The 25100-nt window shown below is 73.9% G+C and carries 28 protein-coding genes; 9 read left to right on the top strand and 19 right to left on the bottom strand.

Features of this window, described 5'->3' with window-relative positions:
- Nucleotides 1-117 precede the first annotated feature (117 nt).
- The 3 genes from ACFTWP_RS00880 to ACFTWP_RS00870 form a co-directional block, all read right to left on the bottom strand.
- Complete coding sequence (locus tag ACFTWP_RS00880; RefSeq protein WP_380261188.1) at nucleotides 118-690, bottom strand: hemerythrin domain-containing protein; 573 nt, start codon at nucleotides 688-690, stop codon at nucleotides 118-120.
- A gap of 180 nt (nucleotides 691-870) precedes the next feature.
- Complete coding sequence (locus tag ACFTWP_RS00875) at nucleotides 871-1710, bottom strand: siderophore-interacting protein (protein WP_380261186.1); 840 nt, start codon at nucleotides 1708-1710, stop codon at nucleotides 871-873.
- 123 nt (nucleotides 1711-1833) lie between these two features.
- The gene (locus ACFTWP_RS00870; RefSeq protein ID WP_380261184.1) at nucleotides 1834-2484 is read right to left on the bottom strand and encodes an NADPH-dependent F420 reductase; all 651 of its coding nucleotides are present in this window, start codon (nucleotides 2482-2484) and stop codon (nucleotides 1834-1836) included.
- 71 nt (nucleotides 2485-2555) lie between these two features.
- Between ACFTWP_RS00870 and ACFTWP_RS00865 the strand changes: the two genes are divergently transcribed.
- The gene (locus ACFTWP_RS00865; RefSeq protein ID WP_380261182.1) at nucleotides 2556-2906 is read left to right on the top strand and encodes a winged helix-turn-helix transcriptional regulator; all 351 of its coding nucleotides are present in this window, start codon (nucleotides 2556-2558) and stop codon (nucleotides 2904-2906) included.
- Here the strand turns inward: ACFTWP_RS00865 and ACFTWP_RS00860 are convergent.
- Nucleotides 2875-3555 carry a hypothetical protein gene (locus tag ACFTWP_RS00860; protein ID WP_380261180.1) on the bottom strand — a complete coding sequence of 227 codons (681 nt, stop codon included), beginning with the start codon at nucleotides 3553-3555 and terminating at the stop codon, nucleotides 2875-2877. The two genes, ACFTWP_RS00865 and ACFTWP_RS00860, sit on opposite strands and share 32 nt — an antisense overlap.
- A 376-nt stretch (nucleotides 3556-3931) precedes the next feature.
- Between ACFTWP_RS00860 and ACFTWP_RS00855 the strand changes: the two genes are divergently transcribed.
- Nucleotides 3932-4963 (top strand): serine hydrolase domain-containing protein, encoded by a 1032-nt coding sequence (locus ACFTWP_RS00855; RefSeq protein ID WP_380261594.1) that lies wholly within the window; start codon nucleotides 3932-3934, stop codon nucleotides 4961-4963.
- A 133-nt stretch (nucleotides 4964-5096) separates the two neighbouring features.
- Here the strand turns inward: ACFTWP_RS00855 and ACFTWP_RS00850 are convergent, their stop codons facing one another.
- Both ACFTWP_RS00850 and ACFTWP_RS00845 read right to left on the bottom strand, forming a co-directional pair.
- Entirely contained in the window at nucleotides 5097-6038 is a 942-nt protein-coding gene (locus tag ACFTWP_RS00850; RefSeq protein ID WP_380261178.1) for an oxygenase MpaB family protein, read from the bottom strand.
- A 148-nt stretch (nucleotides 6039-6186) separates the two neighbouring features.
- Nucleotides 6187-6333 carry a hypothetical protein gene (locus ACFTWP_RS00845; RefSeq protein WP_380261176.1) on the bottom strand — a complete coding sequence of 49 codons (147 nt, stop codon included), beginning with the start codon at nucleotides 6331-6333 and terminating at the stop codon, nucleotides 6187-6189.
- A gap of 227 nt (nucleotides 6334-6560) precedes the next feature.
- On the opposite strand from ACFTWP_RS00845, the gene ACFTWP_RS00840 reads away from it, so the two are divergent.
- Complete coding sequence (locus ACFTWP_RS00840; RefSeq protein ID WP_380261174.1) at nucleotides 6561-7211, top strand: tetratricopeptide repeat protein; 651 nt, start codon at nucleotides 6561-6563, stop codon at nucleotides 7209-7211.
- A gap of 109 nt (nucleotides 7212-7320) precedes the next feature.
- On the opposite strand, the gene ACFTWP_RS00835 is transcribed toward ACFTWP_RS00840, so the two are convergent.
- The 4 genes from ACFTWP_RS00835 to ACFTWP_RS00820 form a co-directional block, all read right to left on the bottom strand.
- Nucleotides 7321-7563: an amphi-Trp domain-containing protein gene (locus tag ACFTWP_RS00835; protein ID WP_380261172.1), complete on the bottom strand. Its 243-nt coding sequence runs from the start codon at nucleotides 7561-7563 to the stop codon at nucleotides 7321-7323.
- Nucleotides 7564-7693: 130 nt separating this feature from the next.
- The gene (locus tag ACFTWP_RS00830) at nucleotides 7694-8134 is read right to left on the bottom strand and encodes an SRPBCC family protein (protein ID WP_380261170.1); all 441 of its coding nucleotides are present in this window, start codon (nucleotides 8132-8134) and stop codon (nucleotides 7694-7696) included.
- Nucleotides 8135-8204: 70 nt separating this feature from the next.
- On the bottom strand, nucleotides 8205-8972 hold the full coding sequence (locus ACFTWP_RS00825) for a class I SAM-dependent methyltransferase (RefSeq protein WP_380261168.1): 768 nt from the start codon (nucleotides 8970-8972) through the stop codon (nucleotides 8205-8207).
- A gap of 53 nt (nucleotides 8973-9025) precedes the next feature.
- A complete protein-coding gene (locus tag ACFTWP_RS00820) occupies nucleotides 9026-9874 on the bottom strand; it encodes a YhjD/YihY/BrkB family envelope integrity protein (protein ID WP_380261166.1) in 849 nt (282 codons plus the stop codon).
- A 402-nt stretch (nucleotides 9875-10276) separates the two neighbouring features.
- Between ACFTWP_RS00820 and ACFTWP_RS00815 the strand changes: the two genes are divergently transcribed.
- A complete protein-coding gene (locus ACFTWP_RS00815; protein ID WP_380261164.1) occupies nucleotides 10277-11053 on the top strand; it encodes an SDR family NAD(P)-dependent oxidoreductase in 777 nt (258 codons plus the stop codon).
- 79 nt (nucleotides 11054-11132) lie between these two features.
- On the opposite strand, the gene ACFTWP_RS00810 is transcribed toward ACFTWP_RS00815, so the two are convergent.
- From ACFTWP_RS00810 to ACFTWP_RS00785, 6 genes are all read right to left on the bottom strand, one after another.
- On the bottom strand, nucleotides 11133-11777 hold the full coding sequence (locus ACFTWP_RS00810; protein ID WP_380261162.1) for a GAP family protein: 645 nt from the start codon (nucleotides 11775-11777) through the stop codon (nucleotides 11133-11135).
- Between the two features lie 377 nt (nucleotides 11778-12154).
- Entirely contained in the window at nucleotides 12155-12484 is a 330-nt protein-coding gene (locus ACFTWP_RS00805; RefSeq protein WP_380261160.1) for a hypothetical protein, read from the bottom strand.
- 119 nt (nucleotides 12485-12603) lie between these two features.
- Complete coding sequence (locus ACFTWP_RS00800) at nucleotides 12604-13935, bottom strand: hypothetical protein (protein WP_380261158.1); 1332 nt, start codon at nucleotides 13933-13935, stop codon at nucleotides 12604-12606.
- Between the two features lie 469 nt (nucleotides 13936-14404).
- Nucleotides 14405-15730, bottom strand: a complete 1326-nt coding sequence (locus tag ACFTWP_RS00795; protein ID WP_380261156.1) for a diacylglycerol/lipid kinase family protein — start codon at nucleotides 15728-15730, stop codon at nucleotides 14405-14407.
- Between the two features lie 185 nt (nucleotides 15731-15915).
- Entirely contained in the window at nucleotides 15916-16218 is a 303-nt protein-coding gene (locus tag ACFTWP_RS00790) for an SHOCT domain-containing protein (protein ID WP_380261154.1), read from the bottom strand.
- Between the two features lie 35 nt (nucleotides 16219-16253).
- On the bottom strand, nucleotides 16254-16706 hold the full coding sequence (locus tag ACFTWP_RS00785; RefSeq protein WP_380261152.1) for a DUF6325 family protein: 453 nt from the start codon (nucleotides 16704-16706) through the stop codon (nucleotides 16254-16256).
- Nucleotides 16707-17126: 420 nt separating this feature from the next.
- Here ACFTWP_RS00785 and ACFTWP_RS00780 point away from each other — a divergent pair, with 420 nt between their 5' ends.
- Nucleotides 17127-18755 carry an MFS transporter gene (locus ACFTWP_RS00780; RefSeq protein ID WP_380261150.1) on the top strand — a complete coding sequence of 543 codons (1629 nt, stop codon included), beginning with the start codon at nucleotides 17127-17129 and terminating at the stop codon, nucleotides 18753-18755.
- Between the two features lie 36 nt (nucleotides 18756-18791).
- Here ACFTWP_RS00780 and ACFTWP_RS00775 read toward each other — a convergent pair whose 3' ends face one another.
- Entirely contained in the window at nucleotides 18792-19301 is a 510-nt protein-coding gene (locus tag ACFTWP_RS00775) for a DUF1269 domain-containing protein (RefSeq protein ID WP_380261148.1), read from the bottom strand.
- A 430-nt stretch (nucleotides 19302-19731) separates the two neighbouring features.
- On the opposite strand from ACFTWP_RS00775, the gene ACFTWP_RS00770 reads away from it, so the two are divergent.
- Together ACFTWP_RS00770 and ACFTWP_RS00765 are read left to right on the top strand one after the other, a co-directional pair.
- Nucleotides 19732-20136, top strand: a complete 405-nt coding sequence (locus ACFTWP_RS00770; protein WP_380261146.1) for an SHOCT domain-containing protein — start codon at nucleotides 19732-19734, stop codon at nucleotides 20134-20136.
- Between the two features lie 172 nt (nucleotides 20137-20308).
- Entirely contained in the window at nucleotides 20309-20857 is a 549-nt protein-coding gene (locus tag ACFTWP_RS00765; RefSeq protein ID WP_380261144.1) for an LURP-one-related/scramblase family protein, read from the top strand.
- Between the two features lie 54 nt (nucleotides 20858-20911).
- On the opposite strand, the gene ACFTWP_RS00760 is transcribed toward ACFTWP_RS00765, so the two are convergent.
- Together ACFTWP_RS00760 and ACFTWP_RS00755 are read right to left on the bottom strand one after the other, a co-directional pair.
- Complete coding sequence (locus ACFTWP_RS00760) at nucleotides 20912-21532, bottom strand: TetR/AcrR family transcriptional regulator (RefSeq protein WP_380261142.1); 621 nt, start codon at nucleotides 21530-21532, stop codon at nucleotides 20912-20914.
- A gap of 174 nt (nucleotides 21533-21706) precedes the next feature.
- A complete protein-coding gene (locus ACFTWP_RS00755; RefSeq protein ID WP_380261592.1) occupies nucleotides 21707-23698 on the bottom strand; it encodes a discoidin domain-containing protein in 1992 nt (663 codons plus the stop codon).
- 736 nt (nucleotides 23699-24434) lie between these two features.
- On the opposite strand from ACFTWP_RS00755, the gene ACFTWP_RS00750 reads away from it, so the two are divergent.
- Nucleotides 24435-24713, top strand: coding sequence for a hypothetical protein (locus tag ACFTWP_RS00750; protein WP_380261140.1), 279 nt, complete (start codon nucleotides 24435-24437; stop codon nucleotides 24711-24713).
- A gap of 61 nt (nucleotides 24714-24774) precedes the next feature.
- Nucleotides 24775-24975 (top strand): hypothetical protein, encoded by a 201-nt coding sequence (locus ACFTWP_RS00745; RefSeq protein WP_380261138.1) that lies wholly within the window; start codon nucleotides 24775-24777, stop codon nucleotides 24973-24975.
- Nucleotides 24976-25100 lie beyond the last annotated feature (125 nt).

Here is a 25100-nt window from a genome sequence, read left to right as displayed (position 1 = left end):
CCGGGGGCGCCGGGGGCACCCGGGCCCGGGGCCCCTTGGGCCCCGCCCCCCTTTGCCCCCCCGGGGCGGGCCCACCCTGGGCACACCCGACCGAGCGGGTCCACGAGGGCTGTCCGGTCAGTGATCGCGCTGCGAGCCGAAGGCGTCGCGGGCGTGGTCCAGCAGGGAGACGAACGGGCCCGCCGTCCAGCCGGCGGCGGCCGAGCCCGCCAGGTGCGGGTGCGCGCGGGTCGGGGCGATCCGCTCGGCGGCGCGAAGCCTGCGGCCCATCGCGCACCGCTCCTCCGGGGCGCACCGCGCCCTGATCACCGGGAACCCCTCCAGCTCCTCGTGGCGGGCGTGCTCCTCCACGGCCTGCTGGAAGGCGATGAGCTTCGCGCCGAACTCGATGCTGTCGACGTCGAGGCGTTCGAGTTCGGCGAGCGCCTCGTTCGCCTCGGCCTCCTCCTCGTCCCGGGCCTCGGCCTCCAGGCTGCCCGCGATGCGTCGGGCGACCGGGCGCAGGACCATCTCCTCGGCCGTCTCGTGCACCGCCAGCAGGGCGCGCAGCTCGTCGAACATGTGCTGCTTGTGCTCCCCGGTGGCGCTGCGCACGTCGGCGAACAGCGTCCGGACGCGTCGGTGCTGGTCGAGCAGCAGCTCGATCACGTCGTCCTCGGTCTGGGTGGATCCGGTCATGGTGTCGCTCATGGTGCGGCCTTCCCTTCTCCGGTCCGGCCCGCGGCGCGGGCCTGCTCGGAGATCGCCTGACCCCGATCGGAGCGCCTAAACCGTCCAGTCCCGGCTGGCTCGCTGGCCGGCCGGCCGGGAGGGAGCGGGAGCCCGCCCCGATCTCCGCCTCCGCCTCCGCCCCGCCCCGGCCGTCGCCGCTCAGGCCGTGGGGGCCTCCTGCTCGGCCTCGACCTGTGCCGCCCAGTCACGCTTGGAGGCCTGCCAGCCGTCCTCGTTGTGGCCGAGCCGCCAGTAGCCGGAGATCGACAGGTCCTCGCGCGGGATCTGACGCTCCACCCGCAGCAGGGCGCGCAGCTCCTTGACGAAGCCGGCCTCGCCGTGGACGAAGGCGTGCACCCGCCCCGTCGGGAACTCCAGCGCGCGGACCGCCTCGACCAGCGCCTCGCCGACCGGGCGGGCGCCGCGGTGCAGCCAGACGATCCGGGCGTCGGAGGCGATCTTCTGCTCCTCCTCGGGGCCCGTGACCTCGACGAACGCGCGCACCGCACTGCCCGCGGGCAGCGCTTCGAGGGCGGCGGCGATCGCGGGCAGGGCGCTCTCGTCGCCGGCCAGCAGATGCCAGTCCGCGGTGGAGTCGGGCGTGTAGCCGCCACCGGGGCCCATGAACCGCACCACGTCACCCGGCTGCGCGCGCACCGCCCACGGCCCGGCCAGGCCCTCGTCGCCGTGGACCACGAAGTCCACCGCCAGCTCGCGCAGTTCGGCGTCCCAGGAGCGCACGGTGTACGTCCGCGTCACCGGCCACTGCTCGCGCGGGAACTCCGCCCGGATCCGCTCCAGGTCGAAGGGCTCCGGGTAGGTGACGCCGTCGGCGGGGAAGAGCAGCTTCACGTAGTGATCGGTGTACGCCCCGGCGGTGAAGGCTTCGAGGCCCTCCCCGCCGAGCACCACCCGCTGCATGTGCGGTGTCAGCCGCTCGGTGCGGACGACTGTCGCGGTGTGCGGCTTGCGACCCTTGCGGGCCGGCTGCTCTGGCAAGGTGTCTCCTCATGACAAAGTAGTTCGACCTCCGAACGTATCACCGCCCCCGCGGGGAGGGCCCGGCGGTTTCCGCCGGACCCGCCGGGCCCGGCTGCGCCCGGTCCGGAGCCCTCCCGCTGCTCACCGCCCGGGCCCCGCCGCGTACTCCAGCGGCGGTGCGATCGCCTGCGCGTCCGCTCCCTCGGCGACCCACAGGCCGATCAACAGGGCCGCGGTCGCCTCCAGCAGCCCCGCGCGCTCCAGCCCGCCGCCGGACACCGGAGTGCATCCCGCGTCCCGCACCAGCCGGTGCACGAGCGTGACCGCCCCCGCGTCGTCGCCGCAGATCGGCACGGCGAGCGGACGCCCGTCGAAGACCGGCGGATCCATCCGCCACACGTCCTCGTGGCACAGGTTGAACGCCTTGACGACGTGCCCGCCCGGCGCCGCGGCGGCCAGCCGCTGGGCCGCCGAAGGGCCGCCGTCCGTCAGCAGCCGGAACCCGGGCCCGACCGGATTGGAGCAGTCGACCAGTGCCCGACCGGCCAACTCGGCCCGCAGCCCCCCGACGACCTGCGCCCCGACCGCGTACGGCAGTGCCACCAGCACCACCTCGCCGAACTCGGCCGCCGCGCGCAGACCCCCGTACCCCGCGCCACCGCCGAGAGCGACCGCGAGCCGTCGCGCCTTCGCCTCGTCACGCCCGCCCACCACCACCTCGTGCCCGGCCCGCGCCCACTGCGTGCAGAGCGCCTCGGCCATGTTTCCCGTACCCAGCACACCGATCCGCATCGGATCCGTCCTCTCCTCCGGCGAGTGCCTTCAGGGCGACACTAGAAAACCCGTCAGGCACCATGTGGTGCGTGACGACCAACGCCTTCCTCGCCGACTGCCGCGCCCGCCTCGCCTTCGACCTCCTCTCCAACACCTGGAACGCCGTGGTGCTCTGGGCCCTGCGCGACGGCCCCGGACGCCCCGGCGAACTCCGGGCGCGGATCGGCGGGATCAGCCCCAAGGTGCTCACCGAGACGCTGCGGCGCCTGGAGTTCAACGGGCTGGTCGAGCGGCACGCCTACGCCGAGGCGCCGCCCCGGGTCGAGTACGAGCTCACCGAGCTGGGCCGGACACTGCTCGGCCCGATCGACGCCTTTGGCGCGTGGGCCTTCGAGCACGGCGACGAGGTCATGGCCGCCCAGGACCGCGCCGGCGGGTGAACGGGCCCGGCCCGCACCGCTTCGCGGGCCCGCGGTCGGCGGCGCCGCCCCGACTCCGGGTGTCGGTCGGTACCGCGTCGGCCGGCACGGGCGACCGGTAGGCCCCGGCCATGACGCCGGCGCACAGGGCGAGCACGACCAGGGCCGTGGTCCGCGGGGTGCCGTCGGGCGGCGGGGGAGGAGGGCCCAGGCGGGGCCGCAGCCGACCGTGCGGATCGCGGGTGACGATCACGCTCTGTCCGGTGGCGAGGTGCGTGCCGCCCAGGTCGAGGTCCTTGACGACGGCGCCGTCGGTGAGCTGGATCCGGACCTCGACTGTCTCACCGTGGATCTCGTCCCGGTCCCAGGACCAGGAGGTGACGACGCCGCTCGCGGGCACCCCGCTGTCGTGCATGGTCCGCTGTTCGGTGCTGCCGATCCAGGTGAACCCGAGCACCAGGGCGCTCACGACGTAACCGAACCCGGCGGGCTGGGCGCGCCAGTGGAAGCCCCTCCGCTCCGCGATCGCGTCGATCCGGAAGACGAAGCGGGTGAAGGCGAGGACGGCGATCGACCCGGCCGCCGCCGTCAGCAGGCCGGGCACCCTGGTCCGCAGTTCGACGACTCCCCAGGCAAGGAGGACGGGGACGGCAAGCAGGCCGACGGCCACCACGACGACGGTCGCCCACCACCTGCGGGTAGATGCGCCTCCGGAGCGTCCCGGTCCGGCTTCGGCCTTCAATGCCCCACCCCCTGTGAGTCCGCGACTCAGGATGTGGCACGGGTGAGGAAGCGACAACCCTTGCCGTCGCAGCGGCTCTTGCACTCCACCGGTGTTCTCCCGCCACGACCGTTCGGCGGGCCGACGGACCGAGCGTGCGGCAGCCTCCGGCCGGGCTCCGACCGCCGAACGGCGGTGGTCCGGCGTACCTCTGCAGGAGGAGCGCCGGCGGCGGATCTCGTCGGCCGGAGGGACTCGCGGGCGTCACCGCACTGGCTAACGTGGCGTGACGGCTGGGGCGAACGGGAAAGGGGCGGACGTGGTCATGGACATCGAGGCGCTGACCGCGCGGGCGGCGGAGCGGCTGGCCCCCGGCCGGGTCGGTGCGGTGGTCTGCGTGGTGGCCGGCGGGCGTACGGTCACCGAGGCGGTCGGGCGCACCGCCGAGGCCGGCGCGCTGCCGGGCCCGGACACGGGTTTCGAGATCGGCTCGGTGACGAAGGTGTTCACCGCCCTGCTGCTGGCGCGGCTGGCCGTGGACGGACGGGTCGACCCGGACGAGCCGCTGGCCGGGCTGCTCGACGGCGCGGTGGTGCCCGAAAGCGACGGCGCGCGGATCACCCTGCGTCACCTGGCCACCCACACCTCCGGGTTGCCGAGACTGCCCAGGGGCATGCTGGTGAAGGCGCTGCTGCGACCGGGGACTCCCGATCCCTACGCGGGCTGCCACGCGGACGTGCTGCTGGCCGGCCTGGAGCGGACCAGGCTGCGGGCCGCCCCGGGCCGACGGTTCCACTACTCCAACCTCGGCGCCGGGCTGCTCGGGCTGGCCCTGGCCCGCCGGACGGGTACCGGCTACGCCGAGCTGCTGCACCGGGAGGTGTGCGCTCCGCTGGGTCTCGGCAGCACCGGGCCGGCCGGCGGTCCGGGCGGCCCGGACGAGGGCACCCTCGCGCGGGGCCACACCCGTCGGGGTGTGCCCACCCCGTACTGGGACCTCGCCGACCTGGTCGGCGCCGGCGGCCTGCGGTCCACCGCCGCCGACATGGCCCGCTTCGTGCGGGCCCAACTGGAGCCGGGGGCGACGCCCCTGGAGCAGGCGTTGGAGTCGACGCAGGTCCGGCAGCCGGGTGGTGGGGCGCACTCGGTGCGGCACCTCGGCTGGATGGGGCAGGAGGTCCATCCGCGAGCGGGCGGCGGGCGGCTGCTCTGGCACAACGGAGGGACCGGGGGCTTCACCTCCTTCGTCGGGTTCGACCCGGACCGGCGGGTGGGCGTCGTCGCGCTGTCCAACTCGGCCCGTTCGGTGGACGGGCCCGCTCTGGAGCTGCTGCGACGGGTGCGGGGCGCCGCCTGACCGGGGTGACGGCTGACCGGGGCGTCGCTTGACCGGGGTGTCCGACCGGCCCGGCGCACCCTCGCGGGTGCCCGTCCTCCCGCCCGTCCTCCCGCGTGTCCTCCCGCGCGTCCCGCCGCGCCGCCCGCCGCCGTCAGCGCGGCGGCTGCCCGTCGGTGTCCGTCGTGCTCCCGCGCGCGGGCTGCCGGCCGGCGGCTGCGGCGTCCGCCGGTGCGGTCAACGCCCAGCGGATCGTCCTGGTGAGTCCGTGGCCGATCAGCGGCACCGCGGTCTCCTCGACCAGCGGAACCCGCGGCAGCCGGAGCTCGCTGCGGGCCCACCGCGGCAGCAGGGCGACGGCGCCGGCCGCCAGACCGGTGTACGCGGGGCGGGCGGCCAGCGGGAGCGGTGGGCGCAGCAGCAGGTACCGCGCCGTGTCCAGGGCCTCCTCGCCGGCCCGCAGTTCCGGCCGGTACGCCTCGATCAGGGCGGCGAGCTCCCGCTGGTCGCGGGGCGGGTCCAGGACCCCGAGGGCGGCGGCCACCCTGGCGGCGTCGGCCACGTAGCCGTCGTAGCCGGCCTCGTCCAACGGCTGGGCGCCGTAACGGCGGTGGGCGCGGAGGAAGCTGTCGACCTCGGCCGCGTGGACCCAGCCGAGCAGGTGCGGATCGGCCGCGTGGTACGGCTGTCCGGCCTTGGTGGTGCCGCGGATCCGCTCGTGGACCGCCCGCACCCGCTCGACCGCGAGTTCGGCGTCCGCGGCGGTGCCGAAGGTGGTCACGGCGAGGAAGGTACTGGTGCGCTGCAGCCGCCCCCAGGGGTCGCCCCGGAAGCCGGAGTGGCCGGCGACCGCCGCCATGGCCAGCGGGTGCAGCGACTGGAGCAGCAGGGCGCTCAGCCCGCCGATGAACATCGAGGCGTCGCCGTGGACGGCCCGGATCGGCCGCTCCGGGCCGAACCACCGCGGCCCGGGGGTGTCGTGGATCCGGCTGCGGTTGGCCGGGCCCTGGGGGCCGGCCACCCGTGCGAACAGCTGGGCCCCGACCCGGCGCCGGACGGCCTCCAGGGCGGGCCCCGCGAGGGTGAATGCGTTCACGCCTGCCACTGTAGGCCGGTCGCCGGCCGCGGGTACCCGTACCGGCGCAACCGGTGCCGAACCGCGGGCGGCGTTCTCGCTCCGCTCAGTCCGGCCGCTCAGTCCAGCCGCTCGGTCCGGCCGCTCACCCGCAGGGCCCCGCGCCCGCTCACAGCGTGACGAGGACCTTCAGCGCCCTGCGGTCGGCCATGGCGCGGTAGCCGTCCGGCACGTCGTCCAGGACGACGCTGCGGTCGAAGACCACCAGCACCGACCCCGACCAGCAGCTGGTGATCCGGACGGCCGAACCGGGCACCCCCTCCCACGACGCCCTGCGGCTCCTCGCCTCCCGGGCCGCCGACCGTGCGCCCGCCGTGCGCCCGCCGAAGGCGCCGCGCCGGCCCCGGGCCGTCCCCCAGGCTGCCCCCGGCTCGTGATGCGGTAGCCGACCGTCGGGGTGGTGGTCGGTGACCGGCGGATCGCCCGGTTTCCGCCGCGGACGAGCCGCCGAATTCGCTTGCCCCCGCCCGTTACGCTCACCGCATGGCTGCTGACGAGCGAATCGAACAGGCTGAACTCCTCTACGAGCGTGCCGTTTTCGGCGGCGACGCCGGAGCGCTGGTGCCTGCCGACCTCTGCCTCGACGCGGTCGAGGCGGACCTGGCCCTGGCCCGCGGGCGGGTGATCCACGCCCGCTTCCTGGAGGAGCGCGTCGAGGACGCGCGGGAGCTGGAGCTCTTCGAGCGCGCGGAGCGGCTCTACCGGCGGCTCGGCGACCCGCGGGGCGAGGGGGAGGCGGCGTTCTGGGTCGGCGCCTTCCACCAGGTGGTCCGCGCGGACGCGGTGGCCGCCGATCCCGCGTTCGGGCGCGCCCTGGACCTCGCCACCCGGGCCGGCGACCGGCTGACGATGTCCTACGCGCTGCGGCACATCGGCTTCGCCGCCCACACGGCCGGCCGCCTGGAGGAGGCCCGCGCGCACTTCGAGGAGTCCACCCGGCTGCGCCGGGAGCTGGGGTTCCGGCCGGGCGTGGCGGCGAACCTCATCGGGCTCGGGTACCTGGCCGCCCAGCAGGACCGGCGCGGGGACGCGGCCGCGCTGCTGGACGAGGCGGCGGAACTGGCCGGCAGCACCGAATCCCACGGTGTCCTGCGCTGGATCGCGAGCGCCCGCGAGGACCTCGACCTGCCGTGACCGGGCCCGGAGCCTCCGCCGCGGGTTCACGGAGCGCCTCCGGGCCGTACGCCCGCGGTCACCGGGCCCGGCCCGCCGCCGACCTGCCGCCGGGTGGCCGCGGGTCGGTTCAGTCCGCCTCCGGCCGCGACGTCGGCCACTTGAGCTCGATCTCCAGCTCGACCTCCCCCTCGCCCACCTCGACCTCGACCTCGCTCCGGAGTTCGTCCGGGATCCGCAGGCTCAGCTTGCCGGGGCCGAGTTCCAGTTCGGCGTTGCCGCCGTGCCGCAGGGCGGTGGCCAGTGAGTCGAGCAGGTCCGCGGCCTCCAAACGTGACAGTGAGGCCTTCTGCTCGAACTTGAGATCGCTCACGACGGGCTCCGATCCGGTGGGAACAGCGGGTACGGCCATTCTGCGGCCGCCCGCCGGGTCGGGCATCCCGTCGGGCTCCTCGGCGGGTCCGTCCTCCGGGGGCGCGCCGGCCGGGCGCGGGCCCGGCCCCTCACCCGTCGGCGTCGAGCAGACGCCGCATCACGCGCCCGAAGAGGAGGCGCCCGCAGTGGGCGGTGAGCGGATCCAGGGCGCGCGGCAGCGCCGCGACCCGGAGGTCCTCGCGCCACTGGACGACCGAGCCCTCCCGGTGCGGCCGGACCTCGATCTCCGCCCAGCCGGTGACCACCGTGCCGCGTTTCTCCAGCCGGCACAGCCCGGGGTGCCCGGCCTGCGGCGACTGCCAGGACGTCACCTCCATCGGGTCGTCGAACCCGACCGGCCCGATCGCCGTCCGCGCGGTGAACCGCGTCCCGACCCCCGCCGCGGCCGGGCCGACCAGCCGGATCGCCGTGAACGGCACCGGCCCGGCGTGCCGCTCCCAGTCCGTCATCCGCTGCCAGGCCTCGGCGGCGGGCAGCTCCGAACGGCGGGTGATCCGGAAGAGTGCCATGCGGCGATCGTAGGCGAAGGGCTCGCCGTCGCCCCTGCTCCGCGGATCGCCGGTATTCCTCGGGTCGTCGCTACTGCGCGGATCGCCGGCGCGCGAGATGGACGGTGATGTCGGCGGTGATCCCGACCGTCGCGGGCAGCGCGCCCTCGATCGCCTCGTAGGCCGGCTGCCGACTCGCTGGGGGCAGCTGGAGGTAGGCGGAGACGGTCGACAGGTAGCCGACGTAGTCGGACGCGCTCATGGTCAGGTGCCGCTCGACGACGACCTGCCGCACGTCGTGGAACCACCGGGACCGCTGCAGCTCCGTACCCGGCCACTGCATCGCCGCGTCCGGAGCGGTCCCGTCGGGGGACGGCACCTCGTCGCTGCCGAGGAACGGCGCCCGTGCCGCCCGGACGGACTCCTCGACGGCAGGGTCGGCCAGTCGGACCGGGCCGCCGAAGGAGGCGAACACGCCCCCCGGCTCCAGCAGGGCGGCCACGGCCGGCCACCGTCCCTCCGGGCGGGTCCAGTGCAGGGCCGCCGCCGCGTAGACGAGTCCGTAGGTCCGACCCGGCCGCAGCTCCTCGAAGGCGGCCCGGATGGTCCGCACGTATCCCGGCACGGCCTTGCGGAGCTCGGCGAGCATGGCGGCGTCGGGATCGGTCGCCGTGACCGCGACGCCGTGCCCGGCGAACAGGCGGGTCGCCTTGCCCGTCCCCGCGCCGATCTCCAGCGCCGTCCGGACCGGCCGGGCCGCGTACGTCGTCACCGTGTCGAAGAGCTCCTCCGGATACCCGGGCCGGTACCGGTCGTAGGCTTCCGCGATGGCGCCGAAGCTCAGTGCACGAGCAGACATGCCAGGCATCCTTGCACGCCGGGACGGTACGCCACCGGGATTTGTCCGGCCGCTCAGCGGGGTTTGGGCCGCCCGGGCCTGCGGCGCCCGGAGATCTGCTCGCGGGTGGTGCGCCAGCGCAGCCGCATCTGGTCGAGGACGTTGTCCCACTCCCGGCGGACTTCGTCGTCCGGGGGGCGCTCGCCATGACGGATGCGCCCGATCTCGTCGCGGACCTCCCGCCCGAGCGCCGCGGACCCGACGACGACGAACATGACGCAGAACAGCCCGGAGAGCATCGCGAAGACGGCGCCCACCGCGCCGTACCGCGAGGCGTAGGAGCTGAAGAGGCGCGGCAGGTAGAAGGTCGCGCCCAGCGAACAGGCCGTCAGGAGGGCGGTGGCGATCACGCCGAACGGGACGAGGTCGGTCGCGGGGATGCGTCCGGCGGAGAGCACCCGTCCGGTCCAGACGAGGAACGCCGCGGTCAGGGGGGCCGCGACCAGGGCCGGAGCGAGCTCCAGGTGCCCGTGGCCGAGAACGGCGTGCAGCCAGGAGACGAGCGCCGTGTAGAGCAGGAGGGCCAGCGCCCAGAGCAGGCCGTTCAACGTGTTGCGGACGCTGAGCGGGCTCAGCTCCCAGGCCTGCTCGAACAGCCGCTGCATCGCCCGGGTGAAGCTCAGCACCGAGAGCATCAGGAAGAGCGCCCCGAGGATGTCCACGCCGACGCTCGTGTCGACGGTGGAGGAGAACAGCCGGTCGACCGCCTCGGCCCCTCCTCCGGTCAGGCCGTAGCGGTCGATCAGGCGGTTCGCCATGTCCTTGTCGCTCAGGAGGGTCAGGACGGCGTTGGAGAGGATCGCGAGCGGGATCAGGGCCGTCAGGGCGCCGGAGGCCAGGGCCATCGACCGGTCGAATCCCACGATCTTCTGGAAGCGGTTGATGACGCGCAGCGCGAAGGCCGGGCGCAGCCAGAAGGTCAGCGTTCGTGTCAGGCGCTCGCGGTTGATCGGCGCCCTCCCCCTTCACCGGAGCCGGGAGCTGGTCAGGAGTCGACACTAGCCGGGCACCGCGGCGCCGGACGGTACCGACGCGAGTGCGTCACCGGCCGCGAGCCGGGGGCGTGCCGGGGGCGTGCCGAGGGATCCGGCGCCCCGGGTGATCCGGGCCGGGAGCGGGCGGGTCGCCTACCGTGGAGTGGGAGCCCGTGCCCGGGAGCCGACCGGATCGCCCGGCGCGGCCGGTGGTGACCCCCCCGCCGACCGGATCGCCAGGCGCGGCCGGTCGTGACCCCCGGCCGGACCCGGGACGGAGGGCGCGCTCAGATGACCCGAACAGCGCTGATCACCGGAGTGGCCGGCGGCATCGGCCGGGCCGTGGCGGCCCGCTTCGTGGCGGACGGGTTCCGGGTGGCGGGCCTGGACGCCACCGATCCCGGCGTCGACGGTGTCACGCCCTACCTCGCGGACGCCACCGACGGCGGGGAGGTGGACGTCGCGGTGCACCGGGTGATCGCCGACCACGGTGGCGTGGACGTCCTGGTCACCTGCTCCGGGCTCACCACCGGCCGCCCGCTGCACTGCGCCACCGAGGAGGAGTGGAACGCGGTGATCACGGCCAACCTCACCTCGGTCTTCCTCTGCGTCCGCGAGGTGCTCCCCGTCATGATCGGAGCCCGCTCCGGGGCGGTGGTCACCATCGGCTCCGTGCTGCACCGGACGGCCGCGCCGGGGCTGCCGGCCTACGCGGCGGCGAAGGGCGCGGTGGCGGCCCTGTGCCGGCAGCTGGCCGTGGACTACGGGCGGTTCGGCATCTCGTTCGTGACCGTGTCGCCCGGCTGGATCCGGACGCCGGCGACCGAGGCCCGGCTCGCCGGGGGAGTGACGGACCTGCACCGCCTCCGGGACAGCAACCCGATGCGGCTGCTGGCCCGCCCCGAGGACGTCGCGGACGTCGTCGCCTTCGCCGCCTCGCCGGCGGCGGCCGTGATCAGCGGATCCGAGCTCGTCCTGGACGCCGGAGCGTCGGTGGTGAACCCCGCCAGCCTGCTGCGCGACGCCCATCGGGAGCAGCTCGGGCTGCCGCCGCTCGACCGGAGCTGAGCTCCGCCGGGAGCCGCGGCCGGGGCCGGGCCTCCTCCTCCCGTGCCGCGCCGGCGGGCCGCCGACCCGCGTGGAGCCCTCAGTCGAGCAGTTCGAGGAGGCTCTTCCCGACCAGCCAGAGGCCGAGGGTCAGGCAGAGCCAGACGATCGCCTGGTCCTGGTGGGCGTCGATCCAGCCGCGGAGCCGGCCGAGCCGGTCCGCCGCGTCGGCGGGCCGCCACGCGGCGAGGACCTCCATCGCCAGCAGGGACGCGGTGGCCAGCAGGCAGTAGCCGATCAGGGCCAGGTAGGAGGCGGTGGAGGAGAGGTCCGCCTCCACCACGGTCGCCCCGCCGGCGGCGACCATGGCCCACGGCTGCAGGAGTACGCCGAGCCCGGCGGCCGTCCAACCGGTGGCGCGGTCGAGCCGCGTCAGCCACGCGGGTGTCGAGCGGGGCAGCACGGCGCGGAGCCGCTTGCGCCCGCCGTAGACGACCATGCCGACGCCCAGGGCCAGCCGGACGGCGAGTGCGGCGGTCGAGGAGGCGGTGTCGGGTGCGGGCGGTTCGCCGCCCGTCAGCAGCAGGACCGCGGCGATCACCAGGGCGAGGCTGGCGAGCCAGGCCAGGATGAACGCCAGCCCCTTCCGTACGCCGCCGGGAGCGGACAGCACCAGGATGAACGCGGTGTTGTGCAACGGCCCCAGGGTGATGGCCGTACCGATCACGAGCAGATCCAGGACCATGGCGGCCGCTCACCGCCGCCCGGCGGGCGGGCGCCGGGCCCCACTGAGCCCACTGACCGCACCGGCCCCGCGCACCCGCCGTCCCCGCACCCGCCGTTCCCGCGCTGCGCCGCGACCCGCCGCGCCGTGGCTGGCCGTGCCCGGGCCCGCAGCCCCGCGCCGGGGCGGGCGCTGTACCCCGCCGTTGTCCTCACGCACGAGTGGGCTCCGATCACGAGGTCCGGCGGACGGCTTCGGTTCGCTGGGCACCGTCCTCAGGCCATCATGCGCAGGCCCACCGGCCGGAGCACGCCGTGGGCGGGCCGATCGGAGCCGCGGTCACCGGAACGCCCCGCGGACGAGGCCGCGTGCACCGGCGCCGGGCGCCGGAGCACCCCTCAGGAGTACCAGGAGGCCTCGGTGAGTCGCGCCCGGTGGGGAACGTCCCGGGCGGGCATGGGCAGGCGGTCCTCACCGGCGATCAGCGTGCTGACCGGCTCACCGCGCATCGCACCGGGCAGTTCCACCTGGACGGCGATGCCGCGCGGCGGGTCGGTGGGCAGCATCGTCCGCAGCGACCGCGTCTGGGCGTGGTGCCCGTGCACGCGTGCGGTGGCGACCTCCTTGCCGTCGACCAGCAGTTCCAGTTCCCGTCTGCCGCCGAGACGGACGTCCACGGTCACCGAACAGCCCGCGTGCTCACGGTGGAAGTGGTAGTCGCGGCTCATGCGCGCCTCCTCGTCCTGTGGACGTCGTGGCCCCGGGTTCCATGGTGACACCGGGCGAGGGGGCGGGCAGCCCGGGAGCCGGGGGAGGCGGACGCGGTCGGCCGCCCCCGGCCGGCGGATCAGGAGCCGTGCGGTGGCGCGTTCCGGGCACCGGGCGGGGGCGGGGGCGGGGCACCGCGGGTGTCGGGCGGCGGGGCGGTGTCCGGTCCGGTGTCGAGGAACTCCCGGATGAGGAAGGCGATGAGGACGAAGAAGGTGATCCACAGCACCACCATCGAGGTGGGGTAGTTCCAGGTGGCCAGGATGACCGCCGCGACGGCCAGGATCAGCACGCCGAACCACCGCTTGAAGCGGTGCACGAACGGGCCGACCGGGCCGAGGCGCATGCCGAACGAGAACAGCACCTCGCGCAGCGACCCGACGACGCGGCGGCAGGCCGTCCGGACGGCGACCGCGACCTTCGAGGGGCCGATCAGGAAGGCGCCCAGGGCGGTGACGACGGCCACCGCGAAGACCGCGCGGACGCTGGCGCGCATGAACCGGATGAGCGTGTCGTACACCGTGGCGGCCGCCGCCTGGTTCGCGCCCGGTGGCAGGTGGTCGAGGTAGAAGGAGCGGAAGACGGTGAGGGCGATCCCCAGCACCAGCATGGCCAGGGCCACGCCGACGGCGGCGCCGATCAGGGCCCGGCGCCGGTTGACGGCGAGGAAGACGCCCGCGGCGGCGATGATCACGGTCACCAGGGGGAGCCAGGTCCCCATGATCTCCAGCAGCCGGAAGTACGCCTTGACCTTGCCGATGTCGTCGGAGGCGAACACCACGAAGTTGGTGTGCACCTCGGGGATCTTGGAGGCCACGGACAGCCCCGAGTCGACCAGCTCGGTCTTGACCTTGTCCACGATCGGCGCGATGTCGATGCCGACCTGGTTGTTCTCCAGCGACACCACACCACCGCCCTTGCCGGTGAGGGCCTTGTCCAGGGACGTGTGGATCAACCGGTTGCCGTTCACCCAGATGGACTCGAAGGCGGTGCTGCTCACGACCCGTTGGACGGTGGAGTTGACGAGGTCGGTGAGGCCGCTGGTGATCGGCCCGCTCAGGCCGCCGATCAGCTTGGCCGCCTCGGGCGGCACGCCCTGCTGGGCCGCCGCGTCGGAGAGCTGCTGCACCAGCCCCTTGACGTCAATCTGGTCCAGGACGGCCGTGGTGACCCGGGCACTGACGGCGGCCTGCACGTCCGCGTCGCTGGCCAGCGGCGCGACGGTGGAGACGTACCGGTCGGTGTTGCCGACGATGTCGCTCGTCCAGACCGCGACCACGGAGAGCAGGGCCAGCAGTGAGGCGATGACGATGACCACCACGGAGCCCGAGGTCCGCAGGCGGTGGTGCTGCTTGCGGGCGGGCGGGGTGGCGGCCTCCAGCGCGGCGATCCTGGCCTTGAGCTGGTCCACCTCGCCCCCGGGCCCGGGCGCGGGCGCGGGGACCGGCTCGGGCTCCGCCGGCGGCGCCTTCGCCCCCGCCGGCGTTATCGGCTCCGGGACGGACGTCGCCTTCGGCTCCGGGACGGACGTCGGCTGCGGTGCCGGCTTCGGTTCCGGGATCGGTTCCGGCTTCGGCTTCGGCTTCGGCTCCGTCGGGGGGCCCGAGGAGTCGGCGGGCGGCGTTTCCTTCGGCGGCGGGGTCCGGTCGGGCGGCGGGTTCGTGCCGCCCTCTCCGACCGGATCCGCGCCGGAATCCGTGGGGCCCATCGCACTCTCCTGGGGTCGGACGCCCGCCTCGCCGCGGACCGAGCGTGGCTGATGCGTGCTTCCAGCAGAGACGCCGTCGCCCGGGTGCACCAGCGGGGAGTGGCCGTACGGGTGGTGGTGCGCCGACGGGAGCGGCGCCGGACCCGCGCGGGGCGGTCCGCGGGCCGCCGACCTACGGTGTCCGTTCGAGGGCCAGCGCGAGGATCTCGCGCCAGTCCGTCCGCCCCTCGGGCACCGGGATCCCCGGACGCTCCCGGGGGACCCGGACGCGCAGCGCCCCGGGCCGGATCCCGCAGACGACGGGGGTGGGCAGCTGGAGCGCCTCGCCGTCGACGGCGACGGGGATGCTCGGTGCGTCGCTGGTCACGGTCACCTGGCTGGAGGTCAGGACGTGCAGGGCCGTGGAGCGCTGGCCGCGCAGGGCGACTCCGGCGGCCTGGGCCGCGCCGGTGACCCGGATCCCGACCACGCCGAGCCGGCCGAGGTCCAGCCGGGCCCGGCGGCCACCGGGGGACATCGGTTCGGGGGCGGCATAGGGGTTGTTGCTGACCAGCAGGGCCTGCTGGTCCTCCAGCCGGACGTCCTCCACCACGGCGTCCAGCGGGTGGCCGGTGTAGCCGGCGAGGAGGTCGGGGAGCGCGTCCAGGGCGGTGCCGGCCTTGGCGTCGCGGTATTCGGGGCGCTGCACGATCTGCGCGTACACCCCGAACGAGACGGTGTTGACGAAGGCCTGCCCGCCCACCACACCGAGGTCGACCCGGAGTTCCTCCCCGTCGGTGAGCGCGTCCAGGCAGCGGGACGGATCCTCGCGGTCCAGGCCCAGGTCCATCGCGAAGTGGTTCCGGGTGCCGGCGGAGATCACCAGGAACGGCAACCGGTGCTCGGCGGCCACCCCGGCCACCAGGGCTTGCGTCCCGTCACCGCCCGCGACCCCGAGCAGGTCCGCGCCCTCGGCCACGGCGCGCCGGGCGATCTCGGCCACGTCCACCTCGACGGAGGTGTCCAGCAGGACGACCCGGGCGCCCAGCGCCTCGGCCCGCTCCACCAGGTGGAACCGGCCGACCTTGCCGCCCCCGGACTTCGGGTTCATGATCAGCACCGGGTGCTCGGGCGGCGCGCACGCGACCGCCCTCATGCCCTCGGGCCGCCGGATGCGCCGGACGGCCGAACGTACGCAGGCGATCGCCGCGACCCAGAGGGCGAACGCGGTCAGGGCAGCGGGCCAGAGGTCGGCCCGGGCGTAGATCACCGTCACGGCGACGGGCACGCCCAGCGCGACCAGCACGCCGACCAGGCGGACCGGCCCGCGGTGCGAGAGGGCCCACCAGCCGCCCGCCGCCGCGAGTGCGAGACCGGCCACGCCCAGCGTGGTGACCAGCAGGAGGCCGGCGACCCCGCCGCCGGCCAGCAGCGCGACGACCGCGCCGAGCGCCAAGAGCAGGGCCAGCCGGGCGAGCAGGCGGGCGCGCGCGGGGGCGGACGAGCCGGTGGGTGCCATCTCGGGTCCCTGCGCTTCCTCCTGATGCGGTCTCGTCGTGCCCGGCCGCGCTGGGCAGCGGGTGGCGAGGATGGCCGGATCGCGGCCCCGACCGGCGCCCCCGGGGCGGTCGGGGCCGCTGCGACCCGCTCGTCCGGCCGGCAACGGCCGGCGGCGGAGCAGTCGTCAGCAGTCGTCAGCAGGGCTCAGGAGCCGAGGATGGCGGCCTTCTGCGTCTCGAACTCGGCTTCGCTGAGGATGCCCTGGGCCTTGAGGTCACCGAGCTCCTTGAGCTGCGCGATCCGGGTGCTCATGTCGTCCGCCGGCGCGGGCGGCGGCGGGGGCGGAGCCTGGTAGACGGGCTGCGCCGGAGCCGCCTGCGGCACCTGCTGTGCGGCATCCTGCTGGGCCCAACGGCCGGCCTGGCGCCGGGACACCCGGTTGGACACCGTGGTCGCGGTACCGGCGATGACGGCGGTGCGGGCGACACCGCGAAGCAGTCCGGGCATGGTGTTTCTCCTTCGGTAGCGCTCGACGGGACGGTTCAGGCCCCGGCTTCGGTGGCGTCGAGGGCGGCGATCAGCTCCTGGACCGGGATGCGCCCGTTGGCGACCAGCCGGCCCCCGCCACGGCGCAGTGCCGCCGCGAACGGCCCGGCCCAGACGTTCTCGTAGACCAGGATGCCCGCGGAGCTGCCGGCCTCCAGGACACCGCTGACGTCGTCGAGCTCGTCCTGGCCGACCAGACCGCTCGACACGCCCTCGAAGACGGCGAGGTCGAGGCTGCCGTCCCCGGTCAGGTCGGCGAGTTCCAGGCCGACGACGGAGCCGTCCAGTTCCTTCTTGACGAAGACGAGGTCCAGGATCCGGATGATCCCCCGCTCGACGAGGTCGACCAGCAGGGGCAGCCCCTCGCCGGTCATCCGGCTCCCGGGGAACTCGACCACGAGGTAGTCGATCGGTCCCGTCTCGCCGAGTTCGGTGGTTTCGCTGCTCACGTCGACTCCTCATCGTTCGGCCCCGGCAGGTCATCCGGCGGGGCCCCGCGGACGGACGTCCGGGACGGGTGGCGCGGCCGGGCCGCCGGGGGCGGCCCGCGGCGGGCGACTTCGCCGAGCACACCGGCCGGTCACCCCGCCATTGCACCAGGGGAGCGCCGCAGCCGCATCCCGGCGCACCCTCCCGTACTGGCCCCGGCGTTGCGCCACGACGTCCGACGTCACCGCGGCCGCCGGGCGCCCCGCTGAGCTCCCCGCCGGCCCGGCCGCGCGGCTCCGCCCGCGGGGTGACCGAAGATCGTATGCCCCGGGCCACCCCCGCGCCCGTCGGGCGCGGCCGACCGGTCGATCCTGCGGCGGGGCCGGGACGGGCGGGCACGTCGCCGGGGTGGCGGGCCGGCCTGCTGGGACGATGCGCCCATGGCCACCAGGAGAGGCAGTACCGAAACGCCGGGCGGGGGCGGGACCGTCCTGCTGACCCTCGCCGCCGGACAGTTCCTGATGACGCTCGACAGTTCCGTCATGAACGTCTCGATCGCCACCGTCGCCGAGGACGTGGGCACCACGGTGACCGGGATCCAGGGCGCCATCACGGCCTACACGCTGGTGATGGCGATGTTCATGATCCCCGGCGGCAAGGTCGGAGCACTGATCGGCCGCAAGCGCGCGTTCCTGATCGGCTGCGTGATCTACGGCTGCGGGAGCCTCACCACGGCCCTGGCCCCGAACCTGACCGTCCTGCTGCTCGGCTGGTCCCTCCTCGAAGGGATCGGCGCGGCGCTCATCCTGCCGGCCATCGTGGCGCTGGTGGCCGGCAACTTCCCGGTGGCGCGCCGGCCGGCCGCGTACGGGCTCGTCGCGGCGGCCGGGGCCGCCGCGATCGCGGTCGGGCCGCTGATCGGGGGCGTGGCGACCACGTACTTCTCCTGGCGCTGGGTCTTCGCCGGCGAGGTGGTGATCGTGTTCGGCATCCTGCTGCTCTCCCGGCGCATCGCGGATGCGCCGGTCACCGATCAGGCCCGGCTCGACCTCGTCGGCGCGGCGCTCTCGGCCGCCGGACTCGGGATCTTCGTCTACGGCGTGCTCCGCTCGGGCGAGTGGGGGTGGCTGCGGCCCAAGTCCGACGCGCCCGCCTGGCTCGGCGTCTCGCTGGTCGTGTGGCTGGTGCTGGCGGGCCTGCTCCTGGTCTGGCTCTTCCTGCGCTGGGAGGCGCGGCTGGCCAGAGCCGGCGGGGAGCCGCTGGTGGACCCGGGACTGCTGCGAAACCGGCAACTGACCGGCGGCCTGGTGATGTTCTTCTTCCAGTACCTCGTCCAGATGGGTGTGTTCTTCGTAGTCCCGCTCTACCTGTCGGTCGCTCTCGGCCTCTCGGCACTGGTCACCGGTGCGCGCATCCTGCCGCTGTCGCTGACCCTGCTGGCCGCCGCGATCCTGATCCCGCGCCTGCTGCCGAACGCCTCGCCCCGGCGCGTGGTGCGGCTCGGGATGCTCAGCCTGCTCGCCGGCGCGGTGGTCATGCTGGCCGCGCTCGACGCGGACGCCGGCGCCGAGATCGTCACCGTGCCGCTGCTGCTGATCGGTCTCGGCATCGGCGCACTGGCCTCCCAGCTCGGCGCGGTCACGGTGTCCGCGGTGCCGGACGAGAAGAGCGCCGAGGTCGGCGGGGTCCAGAACGCCGTCACCAACCTGGGCGCCTCCATCGGCACGGCGCTCGCCGGGTCGATCCTGATCGCCACGCTCACCACCTCGTTCCTGGCCAGCATCCAGCTGAACCCGGCCGTCCCTGAGGAGGTGAAGGCCACGGCCACCGTCGAACTCGCGAGCGGCATCCCGTTCCTGTCGGACGCCCAGCTGACGGCCGCGCTCGACGAGGCGGGCACCTCTCCCGAGGTCACCGCGGCCGCCCTGGACGCCAACGCCGAGGCGCGACTGGACGGGCTGCGGGCCGCCCTCGCCGTCCTGGCCCTGGTCACCGTCCTCGCGATGTTCTTCACCCAGCGGATCCCGGCGACCCAGCCCGGCGCGACCGGGACGCCGGAGCGGGCCTGACGCGCGGCCGGGCCGCCGCCGACCCGGCCGCGCAGGTCAGGCGACTTCGGTGGCCGCCGTCCGGACGGCCTCGTCGATGTCCTTGGGGCTCACCTTCAGCTCCTTGGCGACGTGCTTGCTGGCCTTCAGCTCGGCCTTCTCCAGCGCCTGCGCCAGCTTGAGCTCGCCGACGACGACCAGGGCGGCCTGGCCCTCGTCGATGAGTTCCCCGAACTCCTTGACGTCCGAGCGGGACATGCCCTTCCACAGGTGGCCGCCCACTCCGCCCACGGCCGCGCCGACCACGGCGGTGCCGATGACCGCCGGGGGGAACAGCAGCCCGACCAGTGCGCCGGTGGCGGCCCCGCCCCAGGCCCCGTGCCGGGTGGCCGTCTCGTCCTTGTCGACGTGCACCTTGCCGGCGTCGTCCTTGGTGAGGACGGAGGCGTCGTAGGTGCCGACGGCGCCGACCGAGTGCAGTTCCTTGACGACGCCGTAGTCGGCTCGGGCCTCGGCCTCGCTCGGGTAGGTGCCGATGTAGATGAACACTCCGTCGGGGTGCGACATGAAGGCTCTCCTCGTGATCGGGTGCTGGGTGCGGGGGACCGGTCCTGACGGCGCGGCGCGGCGCGGCGCCGAGGGCCCGGGCCGGCGGGCGCCGGAGCACGGCGCCGGTGGGCGCGTGGGCAGCCGGCCGTGCGGCTGCGCCGGCCCTGCCAGCATGGGCGCAGCAGGCCGGGAGCGCACCCCGGCGGCCCCTCGGGCGGGCCGGCCGACCGGCTCCGGAGTACGGCCTTCGCCGGGGAGGGGCGGTGGGCCCGACCCGGCCCCCGGGCCTCCGAACAGCACGGGCGGGGGTCCCGGGCGGACGATCCACGGGACGGGCGGTGGGCGAAATAGCATGATAAGACTCTTTTGACCGCCGCCCTGTTCGGGGCGGCGCCGTTCGCCGAGTGCCGCCCCGACCGCGGGCGGCGCGCCGGCCCGGGGAGGCATCATGGACGACTACCCGTTGCTCAGCCTGTTCTGGACGATGCTGGAGTTCTTCCTCTTCATCCTCTGGTTCTTCCTGCTCTTCAAGATCATCACGGACATCTTCCGCGACCACGACATGGGCGGCTGGGGCAAGGCCGGCTGGTTGATCTTCGTCATCCTGCTGCCCTTCCTGGGGGTGTTCGTGTACCTCATCGCGCGCGGCAGTTCGATGGCCCGCCGCGACCGCGAACAGATGCAGGCGGCCGACGCGGCCTTCAGGTCCTACGTGAAGGAGACGGCCGCCGGCCCGGACGGCGGCGGGGCCGGCACCCACGTGGACGAACTCGCCAAACTCGCCGACCTGCGCAAGAGCGGGGCCATCTCCGAGGAGGAGTTCCAGAAGGCGAAGGAGAAGCTCCTCGCCTGACCCCGTCCGAGGCCGGGCGGTCGAGGCCGGGCGCTCGACGCCACGCGGCTCCGGCCGCCCGGCAGTCGCCCGCCCGCCGGGCAGCCGGAGCCGGGCGGGCGACACTGGAACCGAGGCACCGGACGGCGGGAGCCGTGAGAGTGCCGAGCCTCCGCGAGAAGGGGACCGAGCGATGTTCGAGGAACGCAGGGACCGCCGGCGCGCCAACCACGCCTTCGACGACGGCGAGGGCGTCACCCGGTACCGCATGCAGCAGAAGATGCTCTCCATCGGGGACGACTTCTGGATCGACAACGACGCCGGCGACCACCTCTACAAGGTCAACGGCAAGGTGCTGCGCGCCCGTCGCACCTTCAAGATCGAGGACCGGGCCGGCCACCACGTCGCCACCGTCCAGAGCCGCCCGATGCGGATCAAGGACTCGATGGCCATCGAGGACGCCGACGGCCACCGGGTCGCCGTGGTCAAGAAGGCGCTCGTCAGCCCGCTGCGGGAACGCTGGGTGATCAAACCCGAGGAGGGCGAGGAACTCACCGTGCAGGGCAACGTCCTGGACCACGAGTACACCATCGAGCGGGACGGCTACAAGATCGCCGAGGTGTCCAAGCGGTGGTTCCGGGTCCGTGACACCTACGGGCTGGACGTCGGCCCGGACGCCGACCACGCCACCGTGCTGGCGGCCGCCGTCGCGATCGACTCGATGGCGCACCCGGGCGACTGACCCGGTGCCGGGGCGTCCCCCCGGCACCGGACACCCGGTCACCGGCCGGCTCGATCACCCCTCGGGCCGGCCGGTCCACTCCTGCGTCCGGGCCAGCCCGGCGACGTGGTCGGCGATCATGTCGAGGATCTCCGCCGCGGCCCCCTGGTCGCCGAGGACGAGGAAGTTCAGCGTCAGTCCGTCGGTCGTGGCGGCCAGGTAGCGGGCCAGCACGCCGTCCGGAACGCGCAGCTCGAAGCCCGCGTCGCGGCGGAGCTGTCCGAGGAGTTCGGTGTACGCGGCCTCGTACAGCTCGTACTGCCGTCGGGCCAGGTGCTCGAAGCCGGGCCGGCGCAGCGCGTACTGGGTGAGTTCGTAGGTGAGCATGTGCTCGGCGGGGTTGGCGGCGACGTGGTCCCAGTAGGCCTGGAACCCGGCCCGGACGGTCTCCCGCAGGGTGGCCCGCGGCCGGATCGCCTCCCGCACCAGCGTGACCGAGTGGTCGGTGATGGTCGTGATGACGGCCTCGACCAGGGCCTGCTTGGAGTCGAAGCAGTAGTGGAAGACGCTCAGCGAGACCCCCGCTTCGGCGGCGATCGACCGGGTCGTGGTGCGGGCGACGCCGTCGCGGGTCATCGCGCGGATCGCGGCCTCGGTCAGCTGCCGGCGTCGCACGGCCGACGGCATCCGTGCCATGGGGTACCTCCCACTCTCGTTCTCGGGCCACCGGCCGCCGGCTGCCCACCCTGCTGTGCCGTGTCCTGTCCGGCCGTGCCGTGCTGTGCCGTGCCGGGCAAGGGGTGATGGTGACGGGCGGCCGGACCGAGTGTGCCGGTCCGGCCGCCCACCGACAACCGGGTGGCGGCACCGTCAGGTGCTGAACACGCCGACCTCGTGCAGGGAGTAGCCCCAGTTCGTCCCGCGCTGCACCCCGTGGACCCGGATCTGGCGGGCCGGGACGCCGGTGAACCTCGCGGTGTCCAGGCCGCCGTCCCCGCTGTCGGTGGACCACACGGACCGCCAGGTGGCGCCGTCCGTCGAGACCTCGATGCGGTACGCCCTCCCGTAGGCGCGCTCCCAGTCCAGGGTGACGCGCCCGACCAGCGCCGTGCTGCCCAGGTCGATCCGCAGCCACTGGTCGTCGCTCCAGTCGCTGGCCCAGCGGGTGCCGGTGTCACCGTCCACCGCCCGGCCGGCGGCGTAGCTCGTGAACGGGTTCCACTCGGCGGAACTCGCCGACGCGGCGGAGCCCGCGGCCAGGTTCACCCCGGCCCGGTGCTGCTCGGACGCGCCCCAGGTGGTGAGGTACGACTGCGCGCCGAGCATCAGGTCGTCCACCACGCCCTGGCCGCCGACCAGCCGGATGTCCTCCACCCAGTCCGGTACGAGCCCGTAGTGCGCGGCGCCGTCGGTGTTGATGTCCCAGGTGCGCTCGCCGGTGGTCTGACGGTCGATCAGGGAGCCGCCGTCGGCGCTGCGGAAGGGGTACCGCACCGGGTTCGGGGTGTCCGCACCGCGCGGGCCGGGCCAGCCGCCGACACCGTTCATGTCGGTGCCGTACCCGTAGCCGACGTGGTACTTCTCGCGCAGCGCGTCGGTGCGCTTCGCCTCGTTGCTGAACGCCTCGGCGCCGTTCATGTACTGGGCGACGAAGCCGCCGAGCCGGTAGACGCGCTCGGTCCAGTCGAGGTCCATCCAGCTGTGCGAGGAGATCACGCCCGGGTACGAGGCCGACTCCAGGATGTCGAAGGCGCGGCCCGCGGCCTTGACGCTCATGTGGTCGACTTCGAGCATCATCCTGCGCTGCATCATCCCGCGGACCGCGTACTCGCCGAGTTCGGTGAGCCCCCGGGTGTTGCACTGCGCGTCCCCGGCGTACGCGGGGAGCGTCACGCCCTGCGGCAGCTCCTTCTGGGCGGCGAGCGCCGGCGCGAGACCGATCGGGTTGTCGTGCTGCGGCCCGGCGCACTGCTCGGTCTTCCAGAACGTGCCGGTCGACAGGAACTGGCCGACGTTGATCGCCGTGCCGAGCGCCCCCTCGTCGAAACGCACCCCGCAGAGCGCGTTGTCGAACTTGTGGCACAGGAACATGCTGCGCACGCCCAGTGCGTACAACTCGTCGAGCCCGCGGTCGATGTCGGCCCTGCTGCACTGCGCGATGTCCAGGATCTGCTTGCAGCCGAACGGCTCGGAGGTCTCCACTCCGAGGACGACGGCCAGCTTGCCCTGCTTGACCACCTCGCGGGCCTGCGCGCTGTCGGTGACGATCCGGAACCAGCCCTTGCCCGGTCCGCCGTACATCCGGTCGACGTAGGCCTGGAGGTCGTACGTCTTCTGCGCCTGGAGGCGGATCGAGGTCATCTCGTCGCAGCTGCGGTCCTTGAAGAAGTAGACCGAGCAGATCACGCCGTTGGTGACCAGGTCGTTGACCAGCACCCGCTGCCCGCCGCGCCAGGCCCGCTCGACCCAGGCGTAGTAACTCTGCTGGTGGGTCAGCGAGTCATGGGCGGGCCAGTCCTTGAAGGTCGGCCAGCCGACCGGGTCGTGCTTGCCGTCCCCGCCGTTGGTGACGTAGTCGAAGATCGCGAGTGAGCCGTCCGGATAGTGCTCCGGACAGTCCTTGAGGGCGTCGGCGATCCCCAGGTCGGAGAACGGACTGCCGCAGATGAGCCGCCCGCCGAAGCCCTCGTTGGCCATCAGGTGGGTGTGCGCGTCGACGAAGCCGCGGACCCGCCCCTGGGCGTCAGTGCCCTGGAAGGGCTCGCCCGTGACGTTGATCTGCGAGTCCGGCGCCGGCCGTGCGGTCGGGTTCCACCAGCCGGGGCCGCCCGCGGACGAGGCGCGGGGGGCGACGAGCACCATCGCCACCAGGGTGAGGAGCAAGGACAGGACCGTGAGGAACGTGCTTCTGCTGTGCGCGTGTTGAGTCATGGCCACCACTCGTGTCTTCGGTGAGCGGATGACGCGGTCGAGGAGCCGGACCGCCCGGGGGATCGACCACCCGCCCGGCCGGCTGTCATGTCCCGCGTACTCGGTGTGATGAGAATCGCCACTGTTGGATTAAGAGTCAATAGTCCGGGACGGATGACCTGATGTGTCGTCAAAGCGACTGCCGTCAGCGAAGATCCGCAGCTCGGCCGCGCAGCCGGGGCCGGACCGACGTGATGTTCCGTGAGGCGCGAGGGCGGTGCTCGGCCCGACCGTCGCGCCGTCCGAGCGCGACCGGCGCCGGGCCGGGCGGGCTCCCGGGCCGCGGGTCGCTCCCGCGCGCCCTCGGGCGGCCCGCCGTGCGGCGGACCCGCCGCGAGGGCGGCTCGACCGCCTCCGATTCCGCTGTGGAGGTGGCACATTGTGCGTTCGATCTCGACGAATCGGCTCGATGGGCCAATAGCGTGTGGAGTGAAAACGAGCGATGATGGAAACGGTGGGCAAGGCAGTGCTCACGGTAACCGTATGACGATGGCGACCGTCACCGGCGCCGCCGAATCCATCCCACAAACACCCGATCCCATGGTCGTGACCTGAGAGAAGTCACAGGGAGTCGCGGCTCGATCGGCATAATCACAGGCGGTCACGAGATTCTCGGGAGGCCAGCGCCATGGCGATTATTGACGAAGGTTGGGACACCATTGCGGCGAACGGATCCACCAGTTGGTTCATCCACGGATTCAACGCCAACCAGTCGGTGATGTTCAGCATCGTGGTCTTTCCCGGCAGCGGCCCGGGCGTGCTGAACCCGCAGGCACACGCGACGCTCACGCAGGGCGAGTCGTTCGAGCACGTCGACGGTACGAAGGCCTACAAGATCTACATGCAGAACAACGCGCCCTTCAACTCCTGCAACGTCCACGTCCTCGCTCAGGTCGAGTCACTGTGACCCGCATTTCCTGAGGAGGCATCCCGACCCGCGAAGCTGGAACGAGAGGGGTGAGGTAGAAATGGCCAAGGTGAAGGTCTCCATCGTGCACGACCAGGCAGGTCGCATCATGTCGGTGGCACGGCCGGCGGAGAAAGTAGTGGTCCTCAGCGGAGACGGGCAGTCGGTCTTCGAGACGGAGGTCGAGGAGGACAGTGTCGTCGAACTGGCCGGTGGCAGCCACAGGGTGGACGTCCAGAAGAACTCGATCGTCGGTTACTGACGTCGGTGGGCCCTTCCTCGCCCGCCGGCCCGAACCCGGAGGGGGAGCCGGCGCACGGTCGGCCGCAGATCGTCCGGTCGGCCCGCGCGCCGGTCCAGTCCGGTCACGCGCCGGTTCAGTCCGGT

The sequence above is a fragment of the Kitasatospora sp. NPDC057015 genome (assembly GCF_042673745.1).
Taxonomy (GTDB): domain Bacteria; phylum Actinomycetota; class Actinomycetes; order Streptomycetales; family Streptomycetaceae; genus Kitasatospora.
This window is presented reverse-complemented; position numbering and strand designations above follow the sequence as displayed.